Here is a 25,479-nt window from a genome sequence, read left to right as displayed (position 1 = left end):
CTCGACCCGTTCAATCCATCAGAAGGAGACACCCCATGGCATTCACCAAGGACGAGGTCCTCGCCGGGCTCGCCGACCTCGTGAACGACGAGACCGGCATCGCGACCGAGAACGTGCAGCTCGAGAAGTCGTTCACCGACGACCTCGACATCGACTCGATCTCGATGATGACGATCGTCGTGAACGCCGAGGAGAAGTTCGACGTCAAGATCCCCGACGACGAGGTCAAGAACCTCAAGACCGTTCAGGACGCCGTCGACTACATCACCGGCGCGCAGGCCTGAGCATCGCCCCGGCGATCGCGTGCGGCCGGGAGACCGGCCGCACGCGGCCCATTGGAGGACACGCATGACGAACAAGAAGATCGTCATCACCGGCATCGGCGCGACGTCGCCGCTGGGCGGGACGGCGCGCGAAAGCTGGGATGCGCTGCTGGCCGGCGAATCCGGCGCCCGCAGCCTCGAGTACGACTGGGTGCAGCAGTACGACCTGCCCGTCACGTTCGCCGCTGAGGCGAAGGTGCGCCCGCAGGAGGTACTGGCGCGCCCCGTCTGGAAGCGGCTCGACCCCTCCAGCCAGTTCGCCCTCATCGCCGCGATGGAGGCGTTCGCCGACGCTGGCTCGCCCGAGCTGCCGTCCGAGCGCCTCGGCGTCGACTTCTCCACCGGCATCGGTGGGCTCTGGACGCTGCTGGATGCGTGGGACACGCTGCGCGAGAAGGGCCCCCGCCGTGTCATGCCCATGACCGTGCCGATGCTCATGCCCAACGCGCCGTCTGCGGCCGTCTCCATGCACTTCGAGGCTCGCGCCTATGCACGCACCGTGGCATCCGCGTGCGCCTCCAGCACCGAGGCGCTCGTGAACGCCTACGAGCACCTGCAGGCGGGCGTCGCCGACGTCGTCATCGCCGGCGGCAGCGAGTCGGCCATCCACCCGATCACGCTCGCGTCCTTCTCGTCGATGCAGGCGCTCTCGCGCCGCAACGACGACCCGGCCACCGCATCCCGCCCCTACGACGTGACCCGCGACGGGTTCGTCATGGGCGAGGGCGCAGCTGCGCTGGTGCTGGAGACCGAGGAGCACGCGCTCGCGCGCGGCGCCCGCATCTACGCCGAGCTCGCCGGAGGCGGCGTGACGGCGGATTCGTACCACATCACGGCACCCGAGCCGGAGGGCAAGGGCGCCAGCCGCGCGGTCGCGTTCGCGCTCGAGGCGGCCGGCGCGACGGCCGATGACGTCACCCACATCAACGCGCACGCCACGTCGACCCCGGTCGGCGACGTCGCGGAGGTGCGAGCGATGCACCGCATCTTCGGCGACCGCATCAAGGACATCCCGGTCTCCGCGACGAAGGCCGCCCACGGCCACCTGCTCGGCGGCACGGGAGCCCTGGAAGCGGTCTTCACCGTGCTGGCGCTGGCCGAGCGCACCGCGCCTCCGACGATCAACGTCACCGAGCAGGACCCGGACGCGCCGCTGCAGATCTCCGGCACGCCGATGCCGCTCGGGGACGGCCCGCAGCTGGCGATCTCGAACTCGTTCGGCTTCGGCGGCCACAACGCCGTGGTGGCGATCCGCTCGGTCTGACCGGCTCGAACGATGCCGAGGGCCCCGCTGTACGCAGCGGGGCCCTCAGCGGTCTGTGGGGTCGGCGGGCGGCTCAGCCGACGCGGTGCAGCGCGATGACCGGCGAGCCGTCGGACGCGTGCCGGTAGACCTCCAGCTCGCGATCCCAGGCGCCTCCCATGGCGTCGTCAAGCGCTCCGACGAGCGCGCGGGCATCGGTGCCGGCGGCCTCGATCGCGGCGCGGATGCGCTCCTCGGGCACCATGAGCGAACCCGAGGCGTCGATGCGCTGCGCGGTGATGCCCAGCTGCGGCGTGTGCATCCATCGCATGCCGTCGCTGCCGGGCACCGGGTCCTCGGTCACCTCGAAGCGCACGCCGCGCCAGCCCGCGAGGGCGCTCGCGATCGCTGCACCGGTGCCGACTGGGCCCGACCAGTGCACCTCGGTGCGCTCGGTGCCGGGCTCGGCGGGCTGGCCCTGCCACAGGAAGCGCAGTGCATCGCCGACGGCATGGCCGACGGCCCACTCGAGGTGGGTGCGCATGGCGCGCGGGGACGCGTGGATCCAGACGACCCCCGCGGTCGTCGCGGGACGTCGTCTGAGCGTGTGCGCAGCAGTCATCGTCTCTCCCTCGTTCGATGCGACTTCCCCATCGGTCGAACCAGTCGAGACACTCCGAGTGTGCCACATGCGCCGCAAGAACAACAAGGCTGTCGTTCGCACTCCCACCGCAGGTCGAGGAGCGCACGGCCGTCGTAGGTCGAGGAGCACGCGGCCGTCAGGCCGCGCGCGTCACGAGACCGAACGCTCACCCCTCGCAGGTCGAGGAGCACGCTCGTAGGTCGAGGAGCACGCGGCCGCTAGGCCGCGCGCGTCACGAGACCGGATTCAGCCCCGGAACACTGGCCGCTGCTCCCCCGCCCGCACCGCGATCGACAGCCGGTTGCCCGCCGGCGGCAGCGGGCAGTTGAACTGATCGCTCATCGCGCACGGCGGCACGATGGCACGGTTGAAGTCGAGCGAGACCGTGCCGTCGTGGCGCGGCCGCGCGTAGAGGAAGCGGCCCACATCGTAGGTCTCCTCACCCGTGGTCGCGTCGGCGAAGACGATCTGCAGGCTGCTGTCGCCGTCGGGCAGCGCAACGAGCTCGATCTGCTCCCCCTCGTGCTCGAAGCGGATGGTGCCGGGCGAGAACGCCTTGCGCAGTGATCCACCCCGCGACTTGCCGTACTCGAACTCGACGCCACCGTCGACCGGCTCGAACGTGCCCTGCTTGTGCCAGGCGGGATCGTGGTCGAAGCTGCTGATGCCCTCGAAACCACGCTCGTCGGCAGCCTCGGCATCCCACACGCGGAGTGCGAACCGGCCATGGTGGTCCGGCCCGATCACGGTGGCAGTCAGGCGGTCGTCGAAGCGCACCGAACTCGGCGTCATGGAGGTCTGGCTGTAGACCATCGCGTCGCCGTCAACGGCCGCGCCGTCGACGATGATCCCTGCCGCAGCATCGGCTGAGACCTGCAGGCCGTCACCGGTCGGTGCCGGTGCCCAGGTGCCGGGCACACCCTCGATGTCGGTCGCCCCAGAGACCCACGCGGTCGTCTGCAGCGCGAGCGGGCCCTGCGGGGCACGCACCCCCTGGTCGCGCTTCTGCCGGAACGCGTCGTACTGCGCGCGCTCCGTCTCGACGGGTGCGGTCACGGCGATATCGGTCATGGATTCAGCCTACCGACGCCCACCCGTGCTGGCGCCCCACGGGCGCCCCGCGTACGTTCTCCCTATGCACGCAGCACCGACGCTCGGCCTCATCCTCCCGCCCGATCAGGCGCCCGAGCGGTTCCTCGATGTCGCCCGCGCCGCCGAGACCGCCGGCGTCGACGAGCTCTGGGTGTGGGAGGACTGCTTCGGCCAGTCGGGCACCTCGACGGCCGCCGCCGTGCTCGCCGCGACCGAGCGCATCCGAGTCGGCCTCGGCCTCATGCCGGTGCCGCTGCGCAACGTCGCGCTGACGGCCATGGAGATCGCGACGATCGCGCGCATGTTCCCGGATCGCTTCCTGCCGGGCATCGGCCATGGCGTGCTGGAGTGGATGGCGCAGGCGGGCGTACGCGCAGCGTCGCCGCTCACGCTGCTGCGGGAGCAGGCGACGGCGCTCCGCACGCTGCTCTCGGGCAAGTCGCTGACGGTCGACGGGCGTTACGTGCAGCTCGACGGCGTGCAGCTGCGGTGGCCGACGCCGGAGGCTCCGCCGCTGCTCATCGGCGGCGGCGGACCGAAGACGCTCGCGCTCGCCGCCGAGCTCAGCGACGGCGTGCTCCTGGCGGGCGATATGCGCCCCAGCCACCGCGTTGACGCGACGCGGGACGCCGTCGCGACGGTGCGGGCCGCCAGAGCAGCGGCAGGGCTGCACGAGACGATCCCGATCGTGCAGTTCGCGAACGTGCCGGCGGATGCCTCGGAGCAGCAGCTCGTCGACCTCGCGACCGCGCTCGGCGAGGCCGGTGCCACGAGCGTGCCGCTGCTCGCCCTCGGCGCCGATGGCGGGCCGGAGACCGGCGACGGCATCCTGCAGCTCGCGGCGACGATCGGTCGCGCCCGCGGCTGACGGGTCTCAGTGGTTGCGGCCTCGGGCCGCGACGCTCCACCGAGCCGACGGCACCGCGTCGTCGGCACGGTCGTAGACGCAGAGCTCGTCGACCATGTTGACGGCGATGCACACATGATTCGGGACCACGCGGACGACGCTGCCGAGCGGCGGCACGGGAGAGCCCGGCGCGTGCAGCTCGACCACGGCGTGGTGCTCACTCAGCTGCACGATGCGAGCCTCGGGATGGTCGAGCAGCCTGCCGTGGCCGGTCGCCCAGGGCGCGCGATCCGGGCCCAGCACCTTCGATCCCGCATCCAGCACCACTCGCCCGCCGGCGTGCGACACGACCGTCGCGTGGCAGGTGAGTGCGATCTGGTCCCGCTCGATCGACTCCAGCTCCCACTGCTGCGCATCGCCGAAGATCGTCACGCCGGGCCGCAGCTCGGTCACCGGCGATGGCATCGCGAGCGACGCCTCGAAGCTCGGGGTCGAGCCGCCCGACACCACCTGCGGTGCGATCCCAGCCGCGCGCATCGATTCGGCAGCAATGGTGAGCGCCGCCGCCTCGTCATGCGCGGCGCGTGCTCCGGCATCCGGCGCGTAAGCGTGACCGGGGAAGGCGAACACGCCCTCCACGTCGACGCCCGCGCGCAGCGCCGCGGCCGCGACCTCCCCCGCATTCGCCGGCGTGCATCCGGAACGATGATGGCCCGCGTCGACCTCGACGCGCACCGCGATCCGACCGGCGAGCCCCGCATGCACGAGCCGCTCCACGCCGTCGACCGAGTCGACACCGATCGAGATCGCGGCGCCCCGAGCGGTCAGGGCGCTGAGCCGCGCGGCCTTGCCTGCGTCCAGCCACAGCGGGAAGGCGATGAAGAGATCGTCGAGGCCTGCGGCGGCGAAGACCTCCGCCTCCCCCACGGTCGCCACGGTCAGTCCGTGAGCGCCCGCGGCGACCTGCATGCGCCCGATCTCGATCGTCTTGTGGGTCTTCGCGTGCGGGCGAATCGCGACGCCGCGAGCGTTCGCGGCCTCCGCGACGCGACCGATGTTCGCCTGCATGCGCTCGAGGTCGACGGCGAGGAACGGCGTTGCGGGGCCCACGCTCGCGAGCGTACCCGCAGACCACTCTCGGCGCGCGCTCGGCCCGCGAGGGCGAGAGACCACCAGGCTCCGCCGAGGGCCTACGCGAGTCGCTCGGCGAGGGCCTCAAGCGTGCGCACGGTGATGTCGGGTTGCGTGAAATGACTCGGATATGTCGCGCCCCGCCGGTTCACCCACACTGTGGAGAGGCCGGCTCGGGCGGCACCGTGGATGTCCCAAGGATGCACCGCGACCAGGTAGGCCCGACCGGCTACTCGTGCTCTGGAGAGCGCCGAACGGTACGAATCCCGGGCCGGCTTCCAGAGCGAGTGTCCCTCGACTGTCAGCAGCGAGTCCATGTGGTGCAGCGCATCCGCTGACTGCAGGAGACGCTCCGCTGTGCTCGTCGGTCCGTTCGACAGGGTGAGCAGGCGATGACCGGCACCGCGCAACGACTGCAACGCGGGTGCGACATCGGCATGCAGCGACACGCTCGCGAAAGCGTCCAAGACGATGTCGACGGCCTCATCGAGGGATGTCGTCAGTTGGAGGCCGCCGAGCACTTGGCGGGCGCTGTTCGCCGCGAGCTCGGCGAATCTAGCGTCGCTTCCGGACGCTGTGAGTGCGAATCCGTCGCGGAGGACCGTGGCGAACCAGGCGTCGCTCGAGCCCGGACCGGCGCCGACGCGCTCGAACGCATCTCCTACGGTGCTGAGGTCGGAGAGGGTCTCGTTGACGTCGAAGATGATGGTCAGCGGCTGCACGGTCATCGCTGCTCCGCGTGAAGCGTGGCTGACGCGCGTCGCGCAGCTCGGCTCGATGGCGATGGTACTTCTCTCATCGGTTCGTCCTTCTGTGGTCGGCTGCGACAGCATCCTGCGTAGCAGGATCGGTGACCCACCGTAGGGCGGACGGGACTTGAACCCGTGACCGAAGGATTATGAGTCCTCTGCTCTGACCAGCTGAGCTACCGCCCCGCGGGCCTTGCGGCCCGGCACACGAGCCTAGTCGGCGATCTCGACTCGGGTGTCGGGGTCGAGGATGTCTTCGCCGCGATACAGCCGCTCGAACGCCGTGATGGTCGCGTCGATGTCGTGCGGCGCCACCATCTGCAGGCTGTGCTGCTGGTACTTGGCGTAGTCCTCGTCGCTCAGGCGCAGGATGCGCTCGAGCTTCTCTGCCAGGTCGGGCGCGTCGTCCGGCCGGAACAGCCATCCGTTGACGCCGTCGGTGACCAGGTGCGGCAGCGCGACGGCGTTGGCGGCGACGACCGGCAGCCCGGTCGCCATCGCCTCCATGGTCGCGATCGACTGCAGCTCAGCTGTCGACGGCATGGCGAAGACCTCCGCCGACCGCAGACGGTCGCGCAGCTCCTGATCGGAGACGTAGCCCGTCAGCGTGACGCGGTCGGCGATGTGGAGCTCGCGCGCGAGCTTGCCGAGCTCATCGATCTGGTCGCCGCCCCCGACGATGTCGAGATGCCACGTCACGTCCTCCGGCAGGAGCGCGACCGCGCGCACGAGCGTGTCGAGCCGCTTCTCGCTCGTGACGCGGCCGACGAAGACGATGCGACCGCGCTGCCGCTCCGGATTCGGGCTGTACTGGTCGCCGGGCAGCCCGCAGGAGATCGCGTGCACGCCACGGAGGCCGGTCTTGAGCTCGAGGTAGTCGGCGCTGCGCCGCGTGGGCGTCGTGACGACATCGCAGCGCTGCAGCACCGTCGCGGCGTCCTTCCACAGCCGCTCGACCGTCTGCTCCTGCAGGAACTTCGGCACGTTCGAGTGGTCCATCAGGTTCTCGAACATGAGGTGGTTCGTGCCGATCACCCGGATGCCGCGCTTCTTCGCCTCGGTCGAGAAGGCCCGGCCGAGGATGACGTGCGACTGGAAGTGGACGACGTCGGGCTTGAGCGCGTCGAGCAGCGACGCTGCGTTCTGAAACATCCGCCACGGCTCCGCGAAGCGCAGCCATTCGTGGCCGGGGTAGAGCATCGAGCGCAGTCGGTGCACCGAGAACCGCTGCCCCTCGTGCTCCTCGACGCGCGTGCCCTGCCGACCGCGGCCCAGCGCCGAGGCCACGACATGCACCTCGTGCCCGCGGGCCGTCAGTTGGGCCGCGAGGCGGGTGGTGAACTTCGCTGCTCCATTCACGTCGGGCGCGAAGGTGTCGGTCGCGATCAGGATGCGAAGGGGTCGATCAGTCATTCTGCTCCTCGGGCGCCAGCGGCGTGCGGATCTGTGGATGGTGCTGAGCGAGCTGGAGCACGCCCCAGACGGCCAGCGCTCCTGCAGCGGCAAAGACCATGATGGCCCACGGCGGGGTGGCTGCGGCCTCGCCGAGCACGGTCACGCCGATGAGCACCGCGACGAGCGGGTCGACGACCGTGAGCCCGGCGATCACGAGGTCGGGCGGGCCTGAGGCGTGCGCGAGCTGCACCGCGTAGCTGCCGATGAGCATGGCCACCACGAGTGCCACGCCGCAGACGATCGTCAGCCAGTCGAAGTTGCCGGAGATGATGCGGTTGATGATGATCTTCGACAGCGTGACGACGAAGCCGTAGAGCACCCCGGCCGAGACGATGTAGAAGATCGCGTTCGCCCGGGCGCGCCAGCTCCACCACACGATGCCCAACCCCACGAGTGCGACCACGAGCAGTGACAGCACCGTGAGCAGCTGGCGATCCTGGATGGGCCGCTCAATGGCGAAGATCGCGGCGACGGTGACGAACAGCCCGATGCCGACCAGGCAGGTGACGATGGCTCGGATGGTGAGGTGGTCGAGCTTGATGCCCGCCAGGCGTGAGTTGAGGATCGCGGTGACCACGAGCGCGACCGCGCCGAGCGGCTGCACGACGATGAGCGGCGCGAGCGCGAGCGCGCCGAGCTGCATCACGATTGCGAGCCCGAGCAGCAGCGTCCCAACGACCCAGGCCGGATTCTTCAGCAGCCCCACGAGAGCAGACCCGCCCAGATGCGCACCGCGCTGGTCGCCGCCCTGGAAGTGCCCAACGCCCCGATGCTGGAACTGCGTCCCGACCGAGAGGAAGACGGCGCCCACGATCGCGACCGGAATCCCGAGCGCCTGCAGAGGGGTGAGCGAGATCTCAGCCGCAAGGTCGTCGAGCGCGGTGAACAGCACCTGACGACCGTACTGCGCCAGGCGCTCGATACTGTGGAGGACATGACCGTTCTGCCCATCTGCATCACCGGCGAGCCCGTGCTCCATCAGCCCGCGGCACCGGTGGTCGACTTCGACGGCGACCTCGCCGCGCTCGTCGCCGACATGTTCACCACCATGGAGGCAGCGCCCGGCGTCGGTCTCGCAGCGCCCCAGGTCGGCATCGGCAAGCGCGTGTTCGTCTACGACTGGACGGATGCGGATGGCACGCGCACGCGCGGCGTCGCGGTCAACCCGGAGCTCTGGGTCAGCCCGCCACCGGTGGGCATCCCCGACGAGGACGACGAGGAGGGCTGCCTCTCCATCCCCGGCGAGCGCTTCGCGCTGCAGCGCAGCGCTCGGGCGCTGCTGCGGGCACAGGATGAGCGCGGCGAGCACTACGAGCTCGAGACCTCCGGGTGGCTGGCGCGCATCCTGCAGCACGAGTTCGACCACCTGGATGGCGTGCTCTACGCCGACCGGCTGGATGCCTTCGGCACGAAGGGCGTGCAGAAGGCCATCAAGCGCAACAAGTGGGGGGTGCCGGGGATCAGCTGGCTGCCGGGGGTCGACGACCTCGAGGCGTGACCGGTTTCGGTCTCGTGACGCGTCCGCCTTCGGCGGGCGCTCCTCGACCTACGGAGGGGCCTACTCGACGAAGAAGGCCCCGCGCGATGCGCGGGGCCTTGTCGCTCCCCGAGATGGACTCGAACCATCAACCTGCCGGTTAACAGCCGGCTGCTCTGCCAATTGAGCTATCGAGGATCGCTGCAGGAGCGACAGCAATCGTAGCATCACTCCCAGCCAGCGGCCACATCGGGCGGCGCCGCCCGTGTCGAGCATCTGCGCCTCACGAGGTCGCGCATCCGCACCCGCTGTGCAGTTTCGGCCGCTAGCGTGCGTCGACAGCCCATCGCCCGCTCGACCAGGAGCATCGCATGACACCGCACCGCCGAACCTCGCCGACTCCGCTGCTCCTGCTCGCTGCCGGCGCGGCCCTCTCGCTCAGCGCCTGCATCACCCCGCCGCCGCTGCCGAGCGGCGCGCCCGCCGACCCGAGCTCGCCGTCCGTCTCCGAAGAGCCAGTCGAGACCGCAGCGCCATCGCCCACGACCGATCCGTCGGGCGCACCGGCCGAAGGCATCCCCGATCTCGTCGCGATCAACACAGAGCTGCCGCCCGGCACGCTCGCGGGCTGGGAGACGAGCCTGCTCACGGCCGACGGCTTCGAGGTGCAGCCCGACTCCACGTTCCCCGCGGGTCCGACCATCAGCGTCGTGGAGACGGCCACCGGATGCACGTTCTGGGCGTTCCAGGGCAGGCAGGACTCGGATGTGTCGGACGAGGCCGAGAATTCGGCCGTGACGCTGGGCATCCTGTCGGATTCGAGCCCCGAGGAATGGGATCCCGACGTCTTCACGCTGGAGGCATCAGCGTCGCAGGGCGCCGAGGTCGAGATGCTCTCGATCATCCAGGACGCCGATGACGGCAGCGCCGAGGCGTGGTTCGCGCGCAACTTCCAGTCCGGCGGCACCACCAGCTCGATCGTCGCCGAGTGCCCGGCGGACGCCGGCGGGGTCGACCACATCGACGACGTGATCCTGGAGCACCTGCAGATCAACTTCCTGGTGCCGTAGCCGAGCCCTACTCGGAGCGCAGCGTCCGCCGCTCGCGCTCCAGGTCGACCAGCTGCTCCTGCAGCCGCTTCGCGCCCTCGGGGTCTGCGGCGCCCATGCGCTGCAGGCTGCCGAGCAGCTCGGCCTTGCGGCGCAGGATGTCGCGGTCGACGAGCGACGAGACGATGCCGCGCACGTACGCCGTCACGCCCTCCTGCGTCGACTGCGGGATCGGCGCCATCGCCAGTGCGCGCACGAGCGGCACGATCTCCGCCGGCACCGTGTGCGCGACCCGCTCCGAGAAGTCGGATGCCTCGATGGCATCGAGCGACGCCAGCACACCATCGCGCACCACGGCGAGCGACGGGTTCGAGACATATGCCGACGCGCCGCGGGCCGCGAGATCCTTGCCCAGCACGGCAGGCTGCTGCAGCAGCGCGGCGATGGCGTCGCGCTCCATGCGCGAAGCCGGGTCGCGCTCGAGCTGCTTGAGCGCGACATCGGCGGGCGGATGCTCGGGCGCCGCTCCACCGGCGCTCGGCAGCGGCCGCGGCCCCGCGTCGCGCACGGCGCGACGCACCTCGTCCGGCCCGACGCCGAGCCAGCCGGCGACGGTGCGCACGTAGCCGTCGGCGAGCGCCCGGTCGCGGATGGACTGCAGCACCGGCGCGGCCCGGCGCATCGCCGCGACGCGACCCTCGACGGTCTCGAGATCGTGCTCGGCGACCACGCGGCGCAGCATGAACTCGAACAGCGGCCGACGCTGCTGCACCAGCTTCCGCACGGCGTCGTCGCCGCGCTCCAGCCGCAGGTCGCAGGGGTCGAGTCCACCGGGCGGCACCGCCACGAACGTCTGCGCGGCGAAGCGCTGCTCCTCGGCGAAGGTGCGCGCGGCGGCCTGCTGGCCCGCCTCATCCGGGTCGAAAGTGAAGATGACGCGCCCGAGCGAGCGGGTGTCGGAGGTCGAGACGTCGCCGAGCACGCGACGGAGCACCTTGATGTGGTCGACCCCGAACGAGGTGCCGCAGGTGGCGACCGCGGTCGTCACGCCCGCGAGGTGGCACGCCATCACATCGGTGTAGCCCTCGACCACGACCGCCTCGTGCCCCTTGGCGATGTCGCGCTTGGCGAGGTCGAGGCCGTACAGCACCTGGCTCTTGCGGAAGATCGGCGTCTCGGGCGAGTTCAGATACTTCGGACCCTTGTCGTCATCGGAGAGGCGACGCGCGCCGAAGCCCACCGTGGCACCGGCGACGTCGCGGATCGGCCACACGAGGCGCCCGCGGAATCGGTCGTAGCTGCCGCGCTGGCCCTCACTCAGGAGGCCAGCGCCCAGCTGCTCGGCCTCCGTGAAGCCGAGCCCCTTGAGGTGCCGTTTCAGTGCGTCGAACGATGCCGGTGCGAACCCGATCCCGAACCGCTGGGCGGCCGCGAGGTCGAAGCCGCGCTCCCCCAGGAACTGCTGCCCGAGCCGCGCCGCGGGCGTGAGCAGCTGCGCCTGGAAGTAGGCCTCGGCGGCTCGGCTCGCCTCCAGCAGGCGCAGGCGACCGCTGGTCTCCTCCTGCGGCTTGCCGTCCTCGTAGTGCAGCGTGTAGCCGAGCTGCGATGCGAAGCGCTCGACCGTCTCGGCGAACGAGGTGTGATCCATGGCCATCACGAACTGGAAGGCGTCGCCATCCTCGCCGCAGCCGAAGCAGTGGTACCGACCGACCGCCGGCCGCACGTGGAACGAGGCCGTGCGCTCGTCGTGGAACGGGCACAGGCCCTTCATGCTGCCGACGCCCGCCGACTTCAGCGTCACGTGCTCGCCGACGACATCGACGATGGAGATGCGCGACCGCAGCTCGTCGATGTCGCTGCGCCGGATCCGGCCCGCCACCGTCTCAGTCCCCCACGAAGCGCTCGTGCCAGGTGAACGCGCCCCGGTCGGTGAGGGTGGAGACCTGGTCGACCACCACGCGGGCGCGCGCCGCCTCATCGGGTGCCGCCGCCCAATCGTCCGCGTACGCGCGATCGAGGGCGGTCGGGCCGATGCGCAGCAGCGCATCGCACAGCTCCTGCAGCACGCGGCGCTGGCTCGCATAGATGGGCTGGCGCCGCTCGGCCAGGATGAAGCTCGCCGCCGTGCCCTTCAGCACCGCGATCTCGGCGCGCACCTCGCGCGGCACCTGCACGGTGCCGCCGAAGCGCACCAGCGGGCCCTCGTGCGACTGACGCGTGCGCTCGGTCGCGGCGTTCGCGAATCGACCGATGAGCTTCGACGTGAGGTTCTTGAGCTTCGCGTGGTCGGCGCGGGAGCCGTCGAACGAGCGCAGCCAGGTCTCCAGGTCGTCGAGGCGGTCGAACGCGGCGAGCAGTTCGTCGCGGGTGAACTCCGGCCCCACCCACGACAGCATCATCGACACGAGCTCATCATGGCCGACCCGGCTCTGCAGCTTGGCGACGTCCACGTAGCCGCCCACCACCGCATCCTCGAAGTCGTGCACCGAGTAGGCGATGTCGTCGGCGAGGTCCATGACCTGCGCCTCGATGCTGGGCCGCCCCTCCGGTGCGCCCTCCCGCATCCACTCGAAGGCCTCGCGGTCGTGCTCGTAGAAGCCGAACTTGATGCGACCGGATGCGTCATGCACGTCGGTCGCGGCCGGCCACGGGTACTTGCAAGCGGCGTCGACGCTCGCGCGCGTCAGGTTCAGCCCGTATGGCTGATCGCGGATGACCTTCGGCTCCAGCCGCGTGATGACCCGCAGGGTCTGCGCGTTGCCCTCGAAGCCGCCGATGGTGAGCGCCCACTCGTTTAGGCCCTTCTCGCCGTTGTGGCCGAAGGGCGGGTGGCCGATGTCGTGGGCCAGGCAGGCGGTGTCGACGACATCCGGGTCGAGATCGAGTTCGACGGCGAGCTCCCGGCCGATCTGGGCGACCTCGAGCGAGTGCGTCAGGCGGGTGCGGGAGTCGTCGAAGCCCATCGTCGGCGAGAGCACCTGGGTCTTCTGACCCAACCGCCGGAACGCGCTCGAGTGCAGCAGCCGGGCGCGGTCGCGCGCGAAGTCGGTGCGAGCGGAGCGGTGCACCTCGGGCAGCCGACGCTCGGCGTCGTGCTCGCTGTAGCCGCGCGCGTCAACCGCCACGGGTATCGCTCTCATCCTCGATGAGCGCCTCGCGCTGCGACGGGCTGAGCTCGGGGCTGTCGAGCCAGCCGTCCGGCAGCGCGGGCTTGCGTGGGCTGCCGGCGCGGCCCCGCTGACCCTCGACGCCCTCGGCGTTGTACGGCGAGGAGCGGTCGAGCGCACCCAGCAGGTCGTCGAGCTGCGCGAGCGACTCGACGACCGCGAGGGCGCGGCGTGCGTCGCCGCCGATCGGGTACCCCTTGAAGTACCAGGCGACGTGCTTGCGGATGTCGCGGCAGGCGCGGTCCTCCTCGTCGAAGAACTCGACCAGCAACTCGGCGTGGCGCCGGAACGCATCGGCCACCTGACCGAGATCCGGCCGGTGGCGCTCGTCGCTGCCGGCGAACGCGGCAGCGAGGTCGCCGAACAGCCAGGGGCGCCCGAGGCAGCCGCGGCCGACGACCACGCCGTCGGCGCCCGTCTGCTCCAGCATCCGCAGCGCATCCTCCGCCTGCCAGATGTCGCCGTTGCCGAGCACCGGCACCGAGGTGACGCGCTGCTTGAGCTGCGCGATCGCATCCCAGTCGGCCAGCCCGGAGTAGTGCTGCGCCGCCGTGCGCCCGTGGAGGGCTACGGCGGCGACACCGGCATCCTCGGCGATGCGGCCCGCATCGAGATAGGTCAGGTGCTCGTCATCGATGCCCTTGCGCATCTTGACGGTGACGGGGATGTCGCCCGCCCGCCGCACGGCGCGCTGCACGATGGCCGCGAACAGGTCGCGCTTCCACGGCAGCGCCGAACCACCGCCGCGGCGCGTCACCTTCGGCACGGGGCAGCCGAAGTTCAGGTCGATGTGATCGGCCCGGTTCTCATCGACGAGGATCGCCACCGCCTGCTCGACCGTCTTCGGGTCGACGCCGTAGAGCTGCACGGAGCGCAGCGTCTCGGACGGGTGGTGGCTGATGAGCCGCATCGTCTCCGGGGTGCGCTCGACCAGCGCGCGCGTGGTGATCATCTCGCTCACGTAGAGCCCCGCGCCGTACTCGCGGCACAACCTCCGGAATGCCGTGTTGGTGATGCCCGCCATGGGCGCGAGCACGACCGGCGTGTCCAGGGCGATGGGCCCGATCGACAGCGCCGGCCTCGTGCTCGTCGCCATGCTCACGCTCTCCCCATTCAAGCTCCGATGAGTCCCTGCGCCAGGTGCGCCTCGAGCTCGTCGACCTTCACTCGCGTCTGCTGCATCGAGTCGCGCTCGCGCACCGTCACGGCACCGTCCTCGAGCGAGTCGAAGTCGACGGTGACGCAGTACGGCGTGCCCACCTCATCCTGGCGACGGTAGCGACGGCCGATGGCGCCGGCGTCATCGAACTCGATCGCCCAGAGCTTGCGGAGGCGGTCGGCGATGCCGCGGGCGAGCGGCGAGAGCTGCTCGTTGCGGCTCAGCGGCAGCACGGCGACCTTGACGGGCGCCAGCCGCGCATCGAGGTGGAGCACGGTGCGGGTGTCGGTGCCGCCCTTGGCGTTCGGCACCTCCTCCTCGTCGTAGGCGTCCACGAGGAAGGCCATCATGCTGCGCGTGAGGCCGAACGACGGCTCGATCACGTAGGGCGTGTACTTGGTGCCGGAGGCCTGGTCGAAGTAGACGAGGTCCTTGCCGGAGGCGCTGGAGTGCGACGAGAGGTCGAAGTCCGTGCGGTTCGCGACGCCCATGAGCTCGCCCCACTCGGAGCCCTGGAAGCCGAATCGGTACTCGAAGTCGATCGTGCCCGCCGAGTAGTGCGCGCGCTCCTCATCCGGCACGTCGAAGCGACGCATGTTGCCCTCGTCGATGCCGAGGTCGAGGAACCAGGCCCAGCACGCCTCGACCCAGGTGTCGAACCACTCACCAGCCTCGTCGGGGTGCGTGAAGAACTCGATCTCCATCTGCTCGAACTCGCGCGTCCGGAAGATGAAGTTGCCGGGCGTGATCTCGTTGCGGAACGCCTTGCCGACCTGGCCGATGCCGAACGGCGGCTTCTTGCGCGAGACCGTCACCACGTTCAGGAAGTTGGTGAAGATGCCCTGCGCGGTCTCCGGGCGCAGGTAGTGCAAGCCTGCCTCGTTGTCGACCGGGCCGAGGTTCGTCTTCATGAGGCCCGAGAACATCTGCGGCTCGGTCCACTTGCCGGTGGTGCCGCAGTCGGGGCAGGTGATGTCCTCCATCGACGCGGCGGCGCGGCCCTTCTTGGCCTCGAACGCCTCCTCCAGGTGATCCTGCCGGTGACGCTTGTGGCACTGCAGGCACTCGACCAGCGGGTCGGTGAACGTGGCGACGTGCCCGGATGCGTGCCAGACGGCCGTCGGCAGGATGATCGACGAGTCGAGGCCGACCATGTCGTCGCGACCCTGCACGAAGGTCTTCCACCACTGGCGCTTGATGTTGTCCTTCAGCGCCACGCCCAGGGGCCCGTAATCCCACGCCGACCGGGATCCTCCGTAGATCTCGCCAGCCTGGAACACGAAGCCTCGACGCTTCGCGAGGTTGATGACGGCATCAAGACGGTTCTGGACCACGGGTGCTCCTTGCGATCGGCCGTGCGCCCCTGGCTGGGGTGCGGCACGTGAACCTCGATTCTACCGAGCCGCACAGGTGCTCGCGGCCCGTCGGGATGCGGCCGTGGAGTGTGTCGACATCCGTGCCTGGGCTAGGCTCGTGGCTTGGGCGCGCGCGCCCGTCGACTCGGCAAGGAGGGCCTATGCAGACCGATGAGCATCTCGAGCTCTATGGTGCATGGGCTGAGCGCTGGCCATCGGATGCCGCGGACCTGCTGGATGGCTATTCGGGCACCTGGTGGATCGGCGGAAGCTGGGCGATCGACACCGCGCTGCGCCGCGCGCGGCCGCACGGCGACATCGATGTCGTCATCCCCCGCAGCGAGCTGAGCCTGCTGCGCGGCTGGCTGGGCGACAAGTGGCAGCTCTGGTGCGCGTTCCAGGGTGCGCTGAAGCCGTTGCTCCCCCACGACTCCGATGTGCTGCCGATCGGCACCTCCAGCATCTGGCTGCGCCGCAGCGCCTACAGCCTGTGGGAGTTCGAGGTGCTGCTGGACCCCAGCGATGCCGAGACGTGGCGCTTCCGCCGCGACACCGCGGTCACGATGCCGCTGGAGGATGCACTCATCGCCGCCGACGGCGTCCGCTTCGCGAAGCCGCAGATCGTGCTCGCGTACGCGGCTGCCGAGCACGCGGACGTCGAGTGGCTTGACGAGGCGATGCCGGCGCTCGACACCGAGGGGCGCACGTGGCTGGCCGAGCGCCTCGCCGACGACCACCCCTGGCGCAAGCGCCTCGCGACCCCGTAGGCCCCGTCGGCGTCGGGTTCCGGTCTCGTGACGGCGGCTCCGCCGCCTCCTCGACCTACGAGGTAAGCCGTAGATCGAGGAGCGGGCGTGCGCAGCGCGACCGCGTCACGAGATCGAAGGCCCCGACGGTTCCGGTCTTGTGACGGCGGCGGGCTCCGCCCGCGACCTCCTCGACCTGCGGGGGCAGCTCGACCTACGCGGAGGGGGTGGGGGCGTCGACGGCACCGCCGAAGCGGCGGTCGCGGCCCGTGTAGATGTCGAGCGCGTGCCAGAGATCCCGCCGGGTGAAATCCGGCCACAGTCGGTCGAGGAACACCATCTCAGCGTAGGCGCCCTGATAGGTCAGGAAGTTCGAGATGCGCTGCTCGCCGGACGACCGGATGAACAGGTCGACGTCCGGCACATCCGGGTTGTACATGCGGCTGCGCACGAGCTTGTCGGTGACGCCGGAGGGCTTGAGCTTCCCGGCCGCGACATCCGCGGCGATCGACCGCAGGGCATCCGTGATCTCCATCGTGCCGCCGTAGTTGACGCACATCTGCAGCGTCATCGCGGAGTTGCCTGCGGTGCGTCGCTCGGCCTCCTCGAGCTCGCGCACCACGCTCGGCCACAGCCGCGGCCGCCGGCCGGCCCAGCGCACGCGCACGCCCCAGGCGTCGAGCTGATCGCGCCGGCGCCGCAGCACATCCTTGTTGAAGCCCATGAGGAAGCGCACCTCGTCGGGGCTGCGCTTCCAGTTCTCGGTCGAGAACGCGTAGACCGAGAGGTGCTGCACGCCCGCCTGCAGGGCGCCCGCGACCACGTCGAGCAGCACCGCTTCGCCCGCGGCATGCCCCTGCGTGCGTGTGAGGCCGCGCTGGTTCGCCCAGCGCCCGTTGCCGTCCATGATGATCGCGACGTGCTTCGGCACGCTGCCGCGGCCGTACGTGGGCGGATGCTCGCCCGTCCAGTCGATCGGCTTGCGCTCGAGCTCGGTCACGGCTGGCTCCGATCGACGTGCTCGAGGCTGCGCAGTCCGCGCTCCAGATGCCACTGCACGTAGGCCGAGACAGCACCGGATGCGCGGTTCCGGACACCCTCGTGGCTCGCCTCGGCCGCGACCCAATCGCCGGTCAGCAGCGCCGAGAGCAGCGCCAGCGTGGTCTGGTCGATGCGCAGCGCTCCGGGAGGGGCGGAGTGGTCGGCGACCATGCCGCCGAGCTGCGGCACGAACGCGCGGTGCGGACCCGGCTCACCGGTGACGGCGCAGTCGCCGAACGAGGGCGCCCAGCCCGCGACCGAGAGGGCGCGCAGCAGGTAGGAGTCGAGGGTGAGCGACGGATCGTGCTCCGCGCGCGCGAGGCTCCGCAGCGCACCCACGAGCAGGAGGTACTGCTGCCGTGACCCGTCCTCATCCGTCAGCCGATCGGCGGTCTCGACCATCGCTGTGGCGGCGGTGTAGGCGCGATAGTCGGAGACGATCACCGGCGCGTAGGAGCCGAGCGTCACCGCCTGCGTGACGATGTCGAGGCTGCGACCCACGGCGAGCTGCAGGTCGGCGACCATGAAGGGCTCCAAGCGCCCCCCGAATCGCGACGAGGTGCGCCGCACGCCGCGCGCGACCGCGCGGACCTTGCCGTGCTCTCGCGTCAGCAGCGTGACGATGCGGTCGGCCTCCCCCAGCTGGTGGGTGCGGAGGACGACCCCTTCGTCGCGATAGGTGGGCACGGTCAGGCGACCGGGAGCGCCCGACGGTCGTGGATGCGCAGGCCCCGGTTCACGCCGGAGATGATCGCCTGCAGCGATGCCGACGTGGAGCTGGGGTCGAGGCCGACGCCCCATACCGTCGCGCCGTCGACATCCAGCTCGATGTAGCTCGCCGCCGTCGCGTCCGAACCCGCGCTCATCGTGTGCTCGACATAGTCGGTGAGCGTCACCTGCACGCCCTCGGCGCGCAGCATCGTCAGCATGGCGTCTATCGGGCCGTTGCCGGTCGCCGCGACCTCGCGGACGAACTCGCCATCGCGCAGCCGGGCGGTGAGCCGCGCCTCGCCCTCGTTCGACGATGTGGTCGAGAAGCCGACGAGCTCGAACCGGCCCCACTGCGTGGCGTTGTTGCGCGGCTCGCTCGGCAGGTACTCGTCGCCGAAGATGTCCCAGATCTCGTCACTCGAGACCTCGCCGCCCTCGCTGTCGGTGCGCGCCTGCACGATGTTCGAGAACTCGATCTGCAGCCTGCGCGGGAGGTCGAGGCCGTGGTCCGACTTCAGCAGGTACGCGACGCCGCCCTTGCCCGACTGCGAGTTGACGCGGATGACCGCCTCGTAACTGCGGCCGACGTCCTTCGGATCGATCGGCAGGTACGGCACCGCCCAGGTGATCTCGTCGATGCTCTTGCCCTGCGCCTCGGCGTCGGCGGCCATCCGTTCGAAGCCCTTCTTGATCGCATCCTGGTGCGAGCCCGAGAAGGCGGTGTAGACGAGGTCGCCCGCCCACGGGCTGCGCTCGTGCACCTTGAGCTGGTTGCAGTGCTCGGCGACGCGGCGCACGTGGTCGAGGTCGGAGAAGTCGATCTCGGGGTCGATGCCCTGCGTCAGCAGGTTGAGGCCGAGCGCGACCAGGTCGACGTTGCCGGTGCGCTCGCCGTTGCCGAACAGGCAGCCCTCGATGCGGTCGGCACCGGCCAGGTAGCCGAGCTCTGCGGCTGCGACGCCCGTGCCGCGGTCGTTGTGCGGGTGCAGCGAGAGGATGACCGACTCGCGGCGAGCGAGATTGCGATGCATCCACTCGATCGAGTCGGCGTAGACGTTGGGCGTCGCCATCTCGACGGTCGCCGGCAGGTTGATGATGACGGGCCGCTCGGGGCGCGCGTCGAGCGTCTCGATGACCGCGTTGCAGACCTCGACCGCGTAGTCGAGCTCGGTGCCCGTGTAGGACTCCGGGCTGTACTCGTAGAAGACCTGCGTCTGCTGCAGCATGCCCTCGAGCTCGAGGCACAGCTTCGCACCGTCGACGGCGATCTGCTTCACGCCCTCGCGGTCGGAGCGGAAGACCACATCGCGCTGCAGCACGCTCGTCGAGTTGTAGATGTGCACGATCGCCTGCTTGGCGCCGTCGATCGACTCGAAGGTGCGGCGGATGAGGTGGTCGCGGCACTGCGTCAGCACCTGGATGGTGACGTCATCGGGGATGAGCCGCTCGTCGATCAGCTTGCGCACGAAATCGAAGTCGGTCTGGCTCGCGGAGGGGAAGCCAACCTCGATCTCCTTGTAGCCCATCTGCACCAGCAGCTCGAACATCGCCAGCTTGCGGTCGGGCGTCATCGGGTCGATGAGCGCCTGGTTGCCGTCGCGCAGGTCGACGGCGCACCAGCGCGGCGCGCGCTCGATGCGCTTCGACGGCCACGTGCGATCGGGGAGGTCGACCTTGATCTGCTCGTGATACGGGGTGTAGCGGTGTGCCGGCATCCCGCTCGGCTGCTGCATGTTCTTCATCGTTGCTCCTGTCGCTCGCTCCTGAGTCCGGGCAGGACGGCCTCCGCGACGAGGAAGCCCGGGTGTTCAGGCCTCGTCGCGGCGACGAAGGAGCAGCACGTTCTGCATCGATCCAGAATACACGCACGTGCCTCGGCGCGGCTGCATGCAAAGCGGTCAGTCGGCAGCGACCGCCGCGAGCGGAGCGATGCGTGCCGCGCGCCGACCCGCGGGCCAACTGGCTGCGACGGCGACCGCGAGGCCCGCGATGAGGAGCGCGACGGGCAGCTGCCACGGGATCGTCGGTGCCGTCGAGACGACGCCGAGCACCGATCCGACAGTCGACTGCACGCCGATCCAGCCGAGCAGCACGCCGATGCCGAAACCGGTCGTGACCGCGACGAGGGTGATCGCGCCCGCCTCGGCCAGCAGCATCCGCAGGGTCTGCGCACGCCGCAGGCCGAGCATGCGCAGCAGCCCGATCTCTGGCGTGCGCCGACGCACCGACAGCAGCATCGACGCGACGAAGCCCAGCACGCCGAGCACCGCCGAGAAGGCGACGATCGCGGTGATCACTGCGGTGACGCCCGAGAAGAGCGCCGTGAGCTCCGCGCGGAACACGGGGTCGCGCTCGATCGTGGTGACTGCGGTCGTGAGCGAGGCTCCTGCGGTGACCATCATCACGACGATCGCGGTGCCCACGAAGAGGGCGAGCACGAGCGACGCCGTGCGGCCGGGATGCGTTGCGAGCGTGCCGGCCGCGACCCGCGCGGGCACGGAGCGGCCCATCGCGCGGCCGGCGAGGGCGACGAGCGGTGGTGCGGCGAGCGGTGCGATGCCGACGATGCCGATGACGAGCACGACGCCGCCTGCGAAGCCCACCAGCACGGCGAAGGGCGTGATCGCACCGAGCAGCACGGCTGCCACGAGCAGCAGCGCGCCGAGGGCGAGCGAGACGCGTGTCCCGACGCGGCGGCCGCGCGGGCCCGCCGTCTCGACGTCGACGCCGGCGCCCCGCAGCGCCTCGAGCGGTGTGACGGCGAGCACCGTGCGGGTCGCGACCCACGCCGCGATGGCGGCGGCGAGGGCGACCGCGACCGCGGGCACGAGTGCCGCGGGCATGACGGGCGGCATGCCGGTGAGCTCGAGCCCCTCCTCAGGCTGCGTGAGCAGATGCTCGATCGGGATCGCGGCGAGCACGCCGACTCCCCAGCCGAGCACTGCGCCGCCCACGCCGACCGCGGTGCAGCGGCCGAGCATCCGTCGTCGCTCGGACCGCGCTGCAGCGCCCAGCAGCCGGCGCAGCGCGATCTCGCCGCGCAGATCCTCGACCGCGCTCGTGCATGCCTGGCGCACGACGATCGCGGCGACGACGACGGAGACCCCGATGAGCAGCGTTCCCGAGAGCGCGAGCAGCAGCCTGGCGGTCTCGCTCTCGGCCACCATCCGCTCACCGTAGAGCGCGAGCGCGGCATGCTCCATCAGGGTCGACAGCGCCGTGCCGAACGCGGCGGCCAGCGCTGCGACGGCGAACGCGAGTGCGGCGCCCGTGCGGGAGGAGCGCGCGGACGCGTCGGCGCGGGTCGCGGAGGGCGCGGCCTCGGGCGCGGTGGCGGGCGTCGTGGTGGCGGTCATCGCACACCACCGCTCGTGCGCTGTGCGCGGGGTCCCGGGTCCACCGGATCCGGGCGTCGCAGCATGCGCTGCGCGATGGTCGCGGCGTCGGTCGCCACCAGGTCGTCGTCGATGCGGCCGTCGCGCAGCAGCACGACCCGCTCCGCGCGCGCGGCGACCACGGGGTCGTGCGTGACGACGACGATCGCCTGACCGGCAGCGGCCTGCGCGACGAGGATCTCCTGCACCTCGAGCGACGTCGCGCTGTCGAGCGCGCCCGTCGGCTCGTCGGCCAGCACGATGGAGGGTCGATGCGCGAGCGCGCGCGCGATCGCGAAGCGCTGCTGCTGACCGCCAGAGAGCTCGTGCGGTCGTCGCGCGCCGAGTCCGGCGACGCCGAGGTCGTCGAGCAGGTCCTGGATGCGCCGTCGCTCGGGCGCCCTGCCCGCGAGCAGCGCCGGCAGCTCGACGTTCTCGAGCGCCGTGAGGCTGGGGACGAGGTTGAACGACTGGAAGACGACGCCGACCTGCTCGCGGCGCAGCGCCGTGAGCGCGTCGTCGTCGAGCCCGACGACGGACGTGCCGCCGATGACGACGTCGCCCGAAGTGGGCGCGTCGAGGCCGGCGGCGAGGTGCAGGAGGGTCGACTTGCCGGAGCCGGACTGGCCCATGACCGCGGTGAGCGTCCCGGGCGCGATCTCGAGGTCGAGGTGATCGAGGGCGGTGACGGATGCGTCACCGAGGCCGAAGCGCTTCGTGACGGCGTGGAGCCGGAGTGCGTGCTGGTGCATGCCTCCAGTCTTCGACCGCGGGGGCGCGGCGTCGTCAGACCCCGGGCCGACCTTGCGTCATCCGAGCGGATGATCCGCCGGGTCGGCGGCGCTCGTCAGAAGCATCAGCGCACGACCGCGGTGAGCTCAGAGGCGAGGTGCGAGGCATCCGCGCGCCCACCGGTCCAGCCTCCGGTAGGCGTCCTCGCGCGGCTCCTTCCGCGAGAGGAAGACGTCGTGGAGCGCACCGTCGATGCGCTCGATCGTGACGGAGGAGCCGAGCCGCAGCGCCGCGCGCGCGATGTCATCGACGACGAGCACCGAGTCGACGTTCGTCAGGTCGGCCGACCACCGCAGCGGCGGGGCGCTGCGCGCCGAGAGCAGCACGCACACGGGTGCGTCGATGTCGAGGCCCGCAGCGACCAGGTTGTGGCCCTTGAGGATGGCGTCGAGCCAGGCGGCGCGCACCGGCCAGCTCAGCTCCGGCCGCCAATCGAGATTCACCGTGACGGGGTCGTCGGCGTCGGCGACCGTCTCGAGTGCGCGGGCGTAGTAGCCGAAGTCCAGCTGCGGGGCGGCGTCGAGAGGCCGACGCTTCGCACGCAGTTCCACGACGGGGCTGAGCGCCGCGCGGGCCGCGGCGCTGAACTGGAACTCGAGCCACGGGCTGTTCAGGATCACCGCCTGCGCCTTGCCCGGATGCCGACATGTCCACAGGCTGAGGGTGAGGCCGCCCGTCGAGTGACCGAACAGCACGAGGCGCCGGCGCGGCGCATCGCGTCGCATCTCGGTCAGCGCGGCGGCGATGTCCTCGTCGTAGGTCTCGAGGTCGGTAATGAAGCCCTCGGTCTGCCCCTCGCGCAGGCTCCTGCCGTGCTTCCGCAGGTCGAGCGCGAAGAAGCGCGCGCCCCGATCCGTCCAGAAGCGGGCAAGCGAGATCTGGAAGAAGTAGTCGGTCCAGCCGTGCACGTACAGCACGTCGACATCATGCAGCGGGCGCGGCCGCAGCCGCCACGGCGGCAGGCTCCGCACGAGGGTCGCGACGACCGGGCCCTCGTCGTCGGTGCCGAGCGGCAGCGTCAGCTGCTCGAACCCCTCACCGAGCACGTCCGGCCGCCACACTTCTGCCATGTCGCCAGCCTAGGAGCCCGCTCCTCCTGCACGCCCCACCGCCGCCTTCCGCAGGATTGTCGCTCTCTGCGCGCATCCGCGCTGCGTGTGCGCCGCTGGCGACATCTCTGCCGCGCGGGTGCCCGGGGCGGGTGCGGCGAGGGCTGGCGCTTCAGGCGCGCTCGCCTGCGAGGCCGTGCTCGTAGGCGAAGACGACGAGCTGCACGCGGTCGCGCAGGCCGAGCTTGGTGAGGATGCGCGAGATGTGCGTCTTGACCGTGGCCTCCGAGACGAACTCGTTGCGTGCGATCTCGGTGTTCGAGAGCCCCTTCGCGGCCAGTCCGAAGATCTCCCGCTCCCGCTCCGTGAGTCCCGCGAACGTGCCCGGCGCCTGACGGCGCTGGGCACCGAAGGCCTTGAACAGCGCCCTGGTCGCGCTGGCCGCGACGACCTCGTTGCCGGCGTGCACCGTGCGGATCGAGGCCAGCACGAGCTCGGGCTCGGCGTCCTTCAGGATGAAGCCGGATGCGCCAGCGCGGATGGCGCGCGCAGCCGCCTCGTCGAGGTCGAAGGTCGTGAGCACCATGACGCGGGTCTGCGGGCGCGCCGCGACGATGCGGGCGGTGGCCGAGATGCCGTCGAGCACGGGCATCCGCACGTCCATGAGCACCACATCGGGCTGCTGCTCCTCGGCCAGCCGCACCGCCTGCGCGCCGTCGGCGGCCTCGCCGACGCAGACCATGTCTGCCTGCGACTCGACGAGCATCCGGATGCCGCCGCGGAACAGCGCCTGGTCGTCGACGATGAGCACCCGGATCATCGCAGGCCCCCCGGGAAGGCCGCGCGCACGCGGAACCATCCTTGGTCGATGCCGGTCCAGGCCTCGCCGCCGGCGAGTCGGGCGCGCTCGTGCATGCCGCGCACGCCGTGGCCGGCCATGCCGGGCTCGGACAGGAGGCGGTTGTGCACGTCGACCACGATGCCATCGGGGCCGCCGGGCAGCGGTACGCCATGCAGCCGCACGAGCACCGGCTGACTTCGGTCGCCGTGGCGGAGCGCGTTCGTCAGCGCCTCCTGCAGGATCCGGTATGCGGCGATGTCGGCGGTGCGCGGCAGCGCGACGCCGGGATGCAGTCGATCGAGGCGCACGTCGAGACCGCTCTCGCGCATCCGGTCGATGAGCGCGTCGACACCGGCCATCGACGCGATCGGATCCGGCGCCTCGGTGTGCCGCAGCTGCCCGAGCAGCAGCCGCACGTCGCCGAGCGCCTCCTTCGCGGTGCCGGCGATCGACTCGAGCGAGGCGTCCTTGGCCGCGGCATCCTGCGTGTAGCGCGCGCCGTTCGCCTGCGCGATCACGACCGCGAGCGAGTGGGCGACCACGTCGTGCATGTCGCGAGCGAGGGCAGCGCGCTCCTCCTCCTGATCGGCACGCCGCAGCGAGACCTGCGCGACCGCGCTCGCGGCGGTGCTGCGATCCACGGCGGCAACGCCCCAACCGGTGAGGATCGCGAGACTGAACAGCAGCATGGGCGGGATCCACAGCAGCGACATCGCGCTGAACAGCCCCACGCCGGTCTCGACCCCGTTGAAGGAGGTCTCGACCGCGAACCAGTACGCCGCGAGCAGCGACGCGATGAACGAGAGGCCGACGCCGAGCAATCGCCCCGGCCAGCGGCTGAAGCGACCCACCGAGTAGAGCACGACGAGCACGCCGAACCACACCGGGAACAGCCACAGCTGCAGCGCGACATGCCCCGCCGCGAGCAGCGTGAGGCCGGCGAGCGCGAGCACCGGCCGCGTGCGGCGGACGAGGATCGCTCCCGCCATCGCAGCCGCGACGATCAGCGACAGCCCCCACTGGCCACCGTCGACCATCACGACCATGAGCAGCAGCGACGGGATCGCCAGCACCGCGAGCGTCACCGCGGCGAGCACCGCGTCGGCCTTCAGCGCCGAGCGGTGTATCCGAGGAGGCACCGCGGGGGTCGGCGAGGCTGGCTCGGTCTCCGTGAGCGCGGTCGTGGGCATGGAATCAGGCTACGTCGCGGCGGGGGGCGCGAGCGACGGAGCGGG

24 protein-coding genes and 2 tRNA genes are annotated in these 25,479 nt (G+C 70.9%); 6 read left to right on the top strand and 20 right to left on the bottom strand.

Features of this window, described 5'->3' with window-relative positions; genetic code table 11:
* Positions 1 to 35: 35 nt before the first annotated feature.
* Together ABG090_RS05635 and ABG090_RS05630 are read left to right on the top strand one after the other, a co-directional pair.
* Positions 36 to 284, top strand: coding sequence for an acyl carrier protein (locus ABG090_RS05635; RefSeq protein ID WP_072313678.1), 249 nt, complete (start codon positions 36 to 38; stop codon positions 282 to 284).
* A gap of 64 nt (positions 285 to 348) precedes the next feature.
* On the top strand, positions 349 to 1,587 hold the full coding sequence (locus tag ABG090_RS05630) for a beta-ketoacyl-[acyl-carrier-protein] synthase family protein (RefSeq protein WP_347757191.1): 1,239 nt from the start codon (positions 349 to 351) through the stop codon (positions 1,585 to 1,587).
* Between the two features lie 73 nt (positions 1,588 to 1,660).
* Here ABG090_RS05630 and ABG090_RS05625 read toward each other — a convergent pair whose 3' ends face one another.
* A complete protein-coding gene (locus tag ABG090_RS05625) occupies positions 1,661 to 2,188 on the bottom strand; it encodes a DUF3145 family protein (protein ID WP_347757189.1) in 528 nt (175 codons plus the stop codon).
* A 267-nt stretch (positions 2,189 to 2,455) separates the two neighbouring features.
* A complete protein-coding gene (locus ABG090_RS05620) occupies positions 2,456 to 3,280 on the bottom strand; it encodes a DUF1684 domain-containing protein (RefSeq protein ID WP_347757187.1) in 825 nt (274 codons plus the stop codon).
* Between the two features lie 64 nt (positions 3,281 to 3,344).
* Between ABG090_RS05620 and ABG090_RS05615 the strand changes: the two genes are divergently transcribed.
* Complete coding sequence (locus ABG090_RS05615; RefSeq protein ID WP_347757185.1) at positions 3,345 to 4,169, top strand: LLM class flavin-dependent oxidoreductase; 825 nt, start codon at positions 3,345 to 3,347, stop codon at positions 4,167 to 4,169.
* A gap of 6 nt (positions 4,170 to 4,175) precedes the next feature.
* On the opposite strand, the gene ABG090_RS05610 is transcribed toward ABG090_RS05615, so the two are convergent.
* The 5 genes from ABG090_RS05610 to ABG090_RS05590 form a co-directional block, all read right to left on the bottom strand.
* Positions 4,176 to 5,258 carry an alanine racemase gene (locus ABG090_RS05610; RefSeq protein ID WP_347757183.1) on the bottom strand — a complete coding sequence of 361 codons (1,083 nt, stop codon included), beginning with the start codon at positions 5,256 to 5,258 and terminating at the stop codon, positions 4,176 to 4,178.
* An 80-nt stretch (positions 5,259 to 5,338) separates the two neighbouring features.
* Entirely contained in the window at positions 5,339 to 6,007 is a 669-nt protein-coding gene (locus ABG090_RS05605) for a haloacid dehalogenase type II (RefSeq protein ID WP_347757181.1), read from the bottom strand.
* Between the two features lie 133 nt (positions 6,008 to 6,140).
* Positions 6,141 to 6,214, bottom strand: a tRNA-Ile gene (locus ABG090_RS05600).
* Between the two features lie 27 nt (positions 6,215 to 6,241).
* Entirely contained in the window at positions 6,242 to 7,441 is a 1,200-nt protein-coding gene (locus ABG090_RS05595; RefSeq protein ID WP_347757179.1) for a glycosyltransferase, read from the bottom strand.
* Complete coding sequence (locus ABG090_RS05590) at positions 7,434 to 8,375, bottom strand: DMT family transporter (RefSeq protein WP_347757177.1); 942 nt, start codon at positions 8,373 to 8,375, stop codon at positions 7,434 to 7,436. The genes ABG090_RS05595 and ABG090_RS05590 overlap by 8 nt, the downstream gene beginning before the upstream one ends.
* A gap of 42 nt (positions 8,376 to 8,417) precedes the next feature.
* On the opposite strand from ABG090_RS05590, the gene def reads away from it, so the two are divergent.
* Positions 8,418 to 8,981 carry a peptide deformylase gene (def, locus tag ABG090_RS05585; protein WP_347757175.1) on the top strand — a complete coding sequence of 188 codons (564 nt, stop codon included), beginning with the start codon at positions 8,418 to 8,420 and terminating at the stop codon, positions 8,979 to 8,981.
* A gap of 104 nt (positions 8,982 to 9,085) precedes the next feature.
* Here def and ABG090_RS05580 read toward each other — a convergent pair.
* Positions 9,086 to 9,158: transfer RNA gene (locus tag ABG090_RS05580), tRNA-Asn, on the bottom strand.
* 173 nt (positions 9,159 to 9,331) lie between these two features.
* On the opposite strand from ABG090_RS05580, the gene ABG090_RS05575 reads away from it, so the two are divergent.
* Positions 9,332 to 10,030, top strand: a complete 699-nt coding sequence (locus ABG090_RS05575; RefSeq protein ID WP_347757173.1) for a hypothetical protein — start codon at positions 9,332 to 9,334, stop codon at positions 10,028 to 10,030.
* Positions 10,031 to 10,037: 7 nt separating this feature from the next.
* Here the strand turns inward: ABG090_RS05575 and dnaG are convergent, their stop codons facing one another.
* The 4 genes from dnaG to ABG090_RS05555 are packed head-to-tail and all read right to left on the bottom strand — an operon-like array spanning position 10,038 to position 15,669.
* Positions 10,038 to 11,888: a DNA primase gene (dnaG, locus tag ABG090_RS05570; RefSeq protein ID WP_347757171.1), complete on the bottom strand. Its 1,851-nt coding sequence runs from the start codon at positions 11,886 to 11,888 to the stop codon at positions 10,038 to 10,040.
* Between the two features lie 4 nt (positions 11,889 to 11,892).
* Positions 11,893 to 13,149: a deoxyguanosinetriphosphate triphosphohydrolase gene (locus ABG090_RS05565; RefSeq protein ID WP_347757169.1), complete on the bottom strand. Its 1,257-nt coding sequence runs from the start codon at positions 13,147 to 13,149 to the stop codon at positions 11,893 to 11,895.
* Complete coding sequence (dusB, locus tag ABG090_RS05560) at positions 13,124 to 14,272, bottom strand: tRNA dihydrouridine synthase DusB (RefSeq protein WP_347757506.1); 1,149 nt, start codon at positions 14,270 to 14,272, stop codon at positions 13,124 to 13,126. The genes ABG090_RS05565 and dusB overlap by 26 nt, the downstream gene beginning before the upstream one ends.
* Positions 14,273 to 14,289: 17 nt before the next feature.
* A complete protein-coding gene (locus ABG090_RS05555; protein ID WP_347757167.1) occupies positions 14,290 to 15,669 on the bottom strand; it encodes a glycine--tRNA ligase in 1,380 nt (459 codons plus the stop codon).
* Between the two features lie 182 nt (positions 15,670 to 15,851).
* On the opposite strand from ABG090_RS05555, the gene ABG090_RS05550 reads away from it, so the two are divergent.
* Positions 15,852 to 16,457 carry a hypothetical protein gene (locus ABG090_RS05550; RefSeq protein WP_347757166.1) on the top strand — a complete coding sequence of 202 codons (606 nt, stop codon included), beginning with the start codon at positions 15,852 to 15,854 and terminating at the stop codon, positions 16,455 to 16,457.
* Positions 16,458 to 16,650: 193 nt separating this feature from the next.
* Here the strand turns inward: ABG090_RS05550 and ABG090_RS05545 are convergent, their stop codons facing one another.
* The 8 genes from ABG090_RS05545 to ABG090_RS05510 all read right to left on the bottom strand — a co-directional run bounded on the left by ABG090_RS05545 (position 16,651) and on the right by ABG090_RS05510 (position 25,434).
* Positions 16,651 to 17,436, bottom strand: a complete 786-nt coding sequence (locus ABG090_RS05545) for an isoprenyl transferase (protein WP_347757164.1) — start codon at positions 17,434 to 17,436, stop codon at positions 16,651 to 16,653.
* Complete coding sequence (gene recO, locus ABG090_RS05540) at positions 17,433 to 18,164, bottom strand: DNA repair protein RecO (RefSeq protein WP_347757162.1); 732 nt, start codon at positions 18,162 to 18,164, stop codon at positions 17,433 to 17,435. The genes ABG090_RS05545 and recO overlap by 4 nt, the downstream gene beginning before the upstream one ends.
* Positions 18,165 to 18,166: 2 nt before the next feature.
* Complete coding sequence (gene leuA / locus ABG090_RS05535) at positions 18,167 to 19,930, bottom strand: 2-isopropylmalate synthase (RefSeq protein ID WP_347757160.1); 1,764 nt, start codon at positions 19,928 to 19,930, stop codon at positions 18,167 to 18,169.
* A 156-nt stretch (positions 19,931 to 20,086) separates the two neighbouring features.
* Positions 20,087 to 21,544: an FtsX-like permease family protein gene (locus ABG090_RS05530; protein ID WP_347757158.1), complete on the bottom strand. Its 1,458-nt coding sequence runs from the start codon at positions 21,542 to 21,544 to the stop codon at positions 20,087 to 20,089.
* Positions 21,541 to 22,314: an ABC transporter ATP-binding protein gene (locus tag ABG090_RS05525; protein ID WP_347757156.1), complete on the bottom strand. Its 774-nt coding sequence runs from the start codon at positions 22,312 to 22,314 to the stop codon at positions 21,541 to 21,543. Before ABG090_RS05525 ends, ABG090_RS05530 begins: the two co-directional genes overlap by 4 nt.
* Before the next feature lie 126 nt (positions 22,315 to 22,440).
* Positions 22,441 to 23,424 (bottom strand): alpha/beta hydrolase, encoded by a 984-nt coding sequence (locus ABG090_RS05520; RefSeq protein WP_347757152.1) that lies wholly within the window; start codon positions 23,422 to 23,424, stop codon positions 22,441 to 22,443.
* A 151-nt stretch (positions 23,425 to 23,575) separates the two neighbouring features.
* Entirely contained in the window at positions 23,576 to 24,223 is a 648-nt protein-coding gene (locus ABG090_RS05515) for a response regulator transcription factor (protein WP_347757150.1), read from the bottom strand.
* A complete protein-coding gene (locus ABG090_RS05510; protein ID WP_347757148.1) occupies positions 24,220 to 25,434 on the bottom strand; it encodes a histidine kinase in 1,215 nt (404 codons plus the stop codon). The genes ABG090_RS05515 and ABG090_RS05510 overlap by 4 nt, the downstream gene beginning before the upstream one ends.
* Between the last annotated feature and the right edge of the window lie 45 nt (positions 25,435 to 25,479).

It is taken from the genome of Agrococcus sp. ProA11 (assembly GCF_039880525.1).
GTDB lineage: Bacteria > Actinomycetota > Actinomycetes > Actinomycetales > Microbacteriaceae > Agrococcus > Agrococcus chionoecetis.
The sequence above is the reverse complement of the archived record's forward strand: the minus strand, read 5'-3'. Positions and strand labels throughout refer to the sequence as shown.